Source organism: Deltaproteobacteria bacterium (assembly GCA_016875225.1).
Taxonomy (GTDB): Bacteria; Myxococcota_A; UBA9160; order SZUA-336; family SZUA-336; genus VGRW01.
In genome coordinates, this window is record VGRW01000132.1 from 1 (window position 1) to 5,758 (window position 5,758).

The following is a 5,758-nucleotide window of genomic DNA, read 5'->3' on the forward strand; positions in this document are numbered from 1 at the left end:
GGGGCCCGCCGACGCCGCCGCGTAGCCGGCGAGGAAGGCGCGCGCCCAGAGCTCCGGCGACCAGCCCGAGATGGCGCCGAGCGGCCGGAAGCGGAAGAAGAAGAGCGCGAACCAGAGCAGGTCGAAGTACCGGCTCCCGACGCTGGCCGGGCTGCGCAGCGCCGGCGCCGCCGACCAGTCGAGGATCACGACCCGATCCGTGGCCGGATCCCAGCCGACGTTCGACCCGTTCAGGTCGCCGTGCAGCGCGCACTCGTCCGCCGGGTCGCCGCGGAGCAGCTCCGGGAACGGCAGTCGCGCGTCCTCGGGAAGACGCATTTCAGTGTGCACCCGGGCCATCGCGCGGCCGACGCGCTCGCAGATCGCGGGGAGCCGGGAATCCCGCGCCAGCACCAGCTGCATCAGGCTCCGGAAGCCGTGCACGCGGGCCGTCTCGAGCACCCCGTTCTCGGCGTCGAAGCGGACGACCTTCGGGACGTGGAAGAGGCCCGTGCGCTCGGCGACGCTCGCCGCGCAGGTCGTCTTGGCGACCTCGAGACGCAGCCGATCCACCGGGCCGCTCTTTCTCGCGACGTCGCCGATCAGCTCCATCGGGGACCGCCCCCGCCCGAACCTGTCATGCCGAATTCCTCGAGCTCAGAAGCGTCGTTGGGCGCGGGCAGAGTAGCCGATCCCGGCGCTGGTACTCAGCGAGGTTCGACTCTGCTATCCACGAGCGACTTCGACCCGGCCGAAGAGGCGGATTTCGTGCGCACCGTGCTGTTCATCGTTCCGACCCTCCGCGGAGGGGGCGCCGAGCGGGTCATGGTCACGCTGCTCCGGCACCTCGATCCGACGCGCTTCCGCCGCATCCTCGCCGTGGTCGACCTGCGCGACGCCGTCTACCGCGCAGACGTGCCTTCCGGCGTCGAGCTCGTCGACCTCGCCTGCACGCGGGTGCGCAAGGCGATTCCCGGGCTGCTTCGCCTGGTCTGGCGCCTCCGACCCGACCTGGTCTTCTCGACGCTCGGTAGCCTGAACCTCGTGATCGCCGCACTGCGCCCCGTCATGCCGCGGAAGACCGCGTTCATCGGCCGCGAGGCGAACACCGTCTCGGAGCAGCTGAAGGAGTTCCCGAACCGCGCGCTCTGGCGGCTCGCGTATCGCTCGCTCTACCGGCGCTTCGACGCCGTCGTGTGTCAGTCGAAGTACATGCAGCGGGATCTGGTCGAGTGCCACGGGCTTCCGATCGAGAAGACCGTGGTGATCCACAACCCGGTGGATCTCGAGCGCATCCGCGCCGGGCTTCCGCAGCAGCGGCGAATCCGCGCCCCGGGCGACCCGCTCCGACTGGTCGCGGCCGGGCGCCTGGCCCCGGCGAAGGGCTTCGATCTGCTGATCGACGCGATCGCGCTGCTCCGGGACGTCGACGTCCGCGTCTCGATCCTCGGCGACGGTCCGCTCCGGACCGAGCTCGAGGCGCGGATCGCGCGACTGGGGCTCGAGCACGCCGTGAGCCTGCTCGGCTTCCGGCCGGATCCCCAGCGCCACTTCGCCGAGTCGGACGCGCTGGTGCTCTCGTCCCGCTACGAGGGCCTTCCGAACGTCGTGCTCGAGGCGCTGGCGTGCGGAATCGGCGTGATCGCGACGCCCGCGATCGGCGGCGTCGCGGAGATCCTCGACGGTGTCGCGGGCTGCGCGATGGCGGACGAGATCTCCGCGCCCGCGCTCGCGCGGGCGATCCGGAGCTGGGCGGCGACTCCGTTTCCCGGGATCGCGCCGGCTGCGTTGGACCGGTTCAGGCCGGCGGAGATCTCGGAGCAGTATGCGCGGCTCTTCGAGCGGGTCTGCGAGCGGCGCTAGCCGGTCGCCGCCGACGCCGGGCTACACCTGGTAGTACTCGCGGTACCACTCGACGAACTTCCGCACGCCGGTCTCCACGCTCGTCACGGGGCGGTAACCGACGTCGGCCGCCAGATCGCTCACGTCGGCCTCGGTGTCGGGAACGTCGCCCGGCTGCAGCGGGAGCATCTGCATCTGCGCCTTGCGGCCCAGACACTCCTCGAGAACTTCGATGTAGCGCAGCAGCGGCACCGGCCGTTGATTGCCGATGTTGTAGATCCGGTACGGAGCCAGGCTGGTCGCGGGATCCGGGTCGGCTCCGTTCCAGTCGGGGTTCGGCGCCGCGACCCGGTCGAGCGTGCGGATCACTCCCTCGACGACGTCGTCGATGTAGGTGAAGTCGCGCTTGTGCCGCCCGTGGTTGAACACGCGGATCGGCTCTCCGGCCAGGATCGCCTTGGTGAACAGGAAGAGCGCCATGTCGGGCCGGCCCCAGGGGCCGTACACCGTGAAGAAGCGCAGCCCCGTGCACGCGAAGCGGAACAGATGCGCGTAGCTGTGCGCCATCATCTCGTTGGCCTTCTTCGTCGCCGCGTACAGGGTGAGCGGGTGCTCGCTGCCGCGGTGAACGGAGAACGGCAGGTTCGTGTTCGCGCCGTAGACGGAGCTCGTCGACGCGAAGACCAGATGCTCGACGCCGTGCTGGCGGCAGCCCTCGAGCACGTGCAGGAAGCCCGTCAGGTTGCTCGACACGTACACGTGCGGATTGGTCATCGCGTAGCGGACGCCGGCCTGAGCGGCGAGGCTCACGACTCGGCGGGGCGCGTGCTCGGCGAAGACCGCCTCGATCGCGGCCCGATCGGCCAGGTCCGCGTTCACGTGTCGGTAGCGGGGGTGATCGAGGTGCCGCGCGAGCCGCGCCCGCTTCAGGCTAGCGTCGTAGTAGTCGCCGAGGTTGTCGATCCCGACCACCTCGTCGCCGCGCTCCAGGAGCCGCAAGCTCAGCGCCGAGCCGACGAACCCGGCGCTGCCGGTCACGAGGATCTTCATGCGAGTCTGGCTCCCGGCCGCAAGAGTGCAGAATTCCAGGGACCGGACGCCACGCGACCGGCGTCTACAGCCCCACGTCCCACGCGCAGCGCAGGCCGACACCCAGGGTGATCTTGTCGAAGTCTTCGGTCTCGATCTCTTCGCCGCTGCCGAGGCTCTGGTCCTTCGTCGAGTGGTAGTAGCGCCCGACGACGAAGGCGTTCAGCTGCTTGCGCATCTGCCAGTCGAGCCGAGCCGTGAGGATCGTGTAGGTGCGATCTTCCTCCGAGGAGCCGCCGAAGCACTGGTAGACCGGAATCAGGTCGAGCGGGTCCTGGGGATGCGGAACCGTCCCCACGATCTGTGCGCTGCCGCCGGCCCGGCATTCGAACCTAGTCGGCTCGGTGAGCGACGGAATGACCGTTGCGGAGTAAGCCGGAAGCTCGTCGGACACCGAGGTCTGGAGCGCGTAATTCCCGGAGATCGAGAGCTTGACCCGCTCCGCGAGCCGGTGCGTGAGCGAGAGCGTGAACGAGTCGATGTCGAAGTTGGTCCGTCCCGAGCCTCCGGTCGACTGGGTGTCGCGGGAGTAGCCCAGCCGGATCAGGCTGCGCTCGAACGTGCGAGTGATCGCGAACGAGCCGACCACGCCAGACGAGCTCCCCGAGAAGCTCGTCTGGTCGAGCGCGACCTGCGACTGCTGGGGACACGGAAACGGAATCCCGAAGATGACGCAGACGGCGATGTAGCCGATCCCGCCGAACTGGGGGACGTCATCCCGCCTTGCGTCGGTCGTGCTCGCGCCGAGCGAGAGCTCGGTCGACCAGACCGGCGACCAGTTGCGATCCCAGCTCAGCTCCGCTTTCCAGATCTGCGAGTCGTTCGTGCCGAAGCCGACGTCCTGGTACGCGCTGTCGTCGCCGTCGACGCTCAGGCTGAGCTTGTCGCGCGCGCTCAACTGGTGATCGAGCCCGGCGCGCAGGCTCCAGAGGTTCCGGTCGCGATAGTCGCCCGTCGAGCTGTAAATCAGCTGGTTGTCCTCGTTCAGCTCGCCCGGGTCGACATGCTCGTAATTGACCCGACCCGCGCTCCCGCTCAGCCGGAACGACGTGCGCGGCGTGAGCAGGTAGCGCAGGCCGGTGCCGAGCTGGTTGCGCGCCCAGCTGGGCTGCTCGGACAGCAGCACCTCGCCGGGGGATCCCGTGCCTGCCCCCTCGGAGATCTCCTCGTAGCCGGAGTAGTAGTCGACGTAGCCGTTTCCGAACAGAGAGAGACGTGGCGTCAGCTTGCGCTCGAAGTCCCCGCGCGCGCCGCTGTCGATCCCCGAGAGGTTGGACTCCTCCCAGACGCTGCGTCCGGTCAGGCTCACGCCCAGGCGCGCGAAGCCGAGCTCTCCCGAGTTCTCGATCCACAGCCCCGGGCTGAAGCGCGTGACCAGGCTCGCCTCGTCGCCGCCCGAGTCGTTGTAGATGTTCGAGTCCCAGCCCTGCTCCAGATCGAACATCGGGCGCAGGACGGTCTTGTCCGCGGCGCGCGCGGCGAGCGGCGCGAACAGGATCGCGACGAGCGCGAGGCTAGCGCCAGAAAGCGCGTTCTTCGGGAACGACAACGGTGTCTCCTGGGAGCAGCAGGATGTTCTGGGCCAGATCCCTGCCGTCGACGAAGCGGTCGAAGTCGAAGGTGAACTCGGCCGCGGCGCCGCCCTGGCTTCGGATCACCTTGATTCGCGAGCGGCCCGCGAACGGGTTCAGCCCGCCGGCCAGCGCGATCGCGTCGAGCACGCGCATGTCCGGCTGCATCTGGATCGGGCCCTCGCGCGAGACCTCGCCGATCACGTAGACGAGCTTCGAGCCGATGCTCGCGACGACGACGGTCACGACGGGCGCGGTGATGTACTCCTTCAGCCGCTCGGTGATCTCCGCCTTGAGCTGGAGCGGCGTGCGGCCGGCGGCTTGAACGTCGTCGATCAGCGGAACGGAGATCTTGCCGTCGAGCCGGACTTCGATGCGCGGGATCGAAAGCTCCTGCTCGCGCCAGACCACGATCGTCAGCGTGTCGCGCGGGCCGATCACGTAGTCCTCGGTGATCTCGACCGCCTGGGTCTCGAGCTGCGCGGCGCTCGGCCGTTCGCGCGCGGTTCCGGCGCAGCCCGCGAGCGCGAGCGCGGCGAGAACCGCGGCCAGCCCTCTTCCGAGGCCATTCCTCTCGATCATCTGGGATCCTCCGGTTCGGGCTAGGGCGCGTTCGCCAGTCCCGCGTCCTTCATCTTGTAGAGCAGGGCCTTGTAGCTGATCTGGAGTATCTCCGCGGCCTCCTTGCGGTTCCAGCGGGTCTCCTCCAGCACCTTCGCGATCAGTTTCGCCTCTGCCCGCTGTGCGGCCTCGCGACCTACCCGCTTCAGGCTGACCCGATCCGTCTCGCCAGCGAGGAAGCGCTGCAGGTCGGTGATCGGCACCGCGATCGGCGCCGGCCGGCGGGCATCGGCCATTCGCGTGCGAAGCTCGCCGATCGCCGGAGCCGCAGCGTCGAGCACGACCACGCGCTTCACCAGGTTCTCGAGCTCGCGGATGTTCCCGGGCCAATCGTAGCTCGAAAGCGCGTCGCGAAGCTCCGCCGGCAGGGGCTTCGGATCCCGGCCGTACTCGCGCGCGTAGCGCTCGAGGAAGAAGTCGGTGAGGAACGGGATCTCTTCCCTTCGCTCGCGCAGCGGCGGCAGCTCGATCGTGACGACGTTCAGCCGGTAGAACAGGTCCGCGCGGAACGTGCATTCACGCACGGCGATCTCCAGATTGCGATTCGACGCCGCGATCACGCGCGCGTCGACGGAGATGTCGGCCTCGCCGCCGAGCCGCGAGAAGTGGCCGTCCTGCAGCACCTGCAGCAGCTTCGCCTGCAGACCCGGGTGGGG

6 protein-coding genes are annotated in these 5,758 nt (G+C 69.1%); 1 reads left to right on the plus strand and 5 read right to left on the minus strand.

Annotation, left to right across the window (positions count from 1 at the left end):
* Positions 1-591 (minus strand): hypothetical protein (locus tag FJ108_17670; GenBank protein ID MBM4337719.1); only part of this gene is annotated, 591 nt, incomplete at its 3' end.
* Between the two features lie 27 nt (positions 592-618).
* On the opposite strand from FJ108_17670, the gene FJ108_17675 reads away from it, so the two are divergent.
* A complete protein-coding gene (locus tag FJ108_17675; GenBank protein ID MBM4337720.1) occupies positions 619-1,842 on the plus strand; it encodes a glycosyltransferase in 1,224 nt (407 codons plus the stop codon).
* Between the two features lie 21 nt (positions 1,843-1,863).
* Here the strand turns inward: FJ108_17675 and FJ108_17680 are convergent, their stop codons facing one another.
* The 4 genes from FJ108_17680 to FJ108_17695 form a co-directional block, all read right to left on the minus strand.
* Positions 1,864-2,871 (minus strand): NAD-dependent epimerase, encoded by a 1,008-nt coding sequence (locus FJ108_17680; protein MBM4337721.1) that lies wholly within the window; start codon positions 2,869-2,871, stop codon positions 1,864-1,866.
* Between the two features lie 64 nt (positions 2,872-2,935).
* The gene (locus FJ108_17685; protein ID MBM4337722.1) at positions 2,936-4,459 is read right to left on the minus strand and encodes a hypothetical protein; all 1,524 of its coding nucleotides are present in this window, start codon (positions 4,457-4,459) and stop codon (positions 2,936-2,938) included.
* Positions 4,425-5,063, minus strand: a complete 639-nt coding sequence (locus tag FJ108_17690; GenBank protein ID MBM4337723.1) for a polysaccharide export protein — start codon at positions 5,061-5,063, stop codon at positions 4,425-4,427. Before FJ108_17690 ends, FJ108_17685 begins: the two co-directional genes overlap by 35 nt.
* A gap of 20 nt (positions 5,064-5,083) precedes the next feature.
* Positions 5,084-5,758: sigma-54-dependent Fis family transcriptional regulator (locus FJ108_17695; GenBank protein ID MBM4337724.1), on the minus strand; the 675-nt coding region annotated here is incomplete at its 5' end.

Excerpts from the sequence above, each read along its gene's own strand:
- FJ108_17675 (MBM4337720.1), top strand. The coding sequence starts at position 619 with ATGCCGAATTCCTCGAGCTCAGAAGCGTCGTTGGGCGCGGGCAGAGTA.
- FJ108_17680 (MBM4337721.1), bottom strand. The coding sequence starts at position 2,871 with ATGAAGATCCTCGTGACCGGCAGCGCCGGGTTCGTCGGCTCGGCGCTG.
- FJ108_17690 (MBM4337723.1), bottom strand. The coding sequence starts at position 5,063 with ATGATCGAGAGGAATGGCCTCGGAAGAGGGCTGGCCGCGGTTCTCGCC.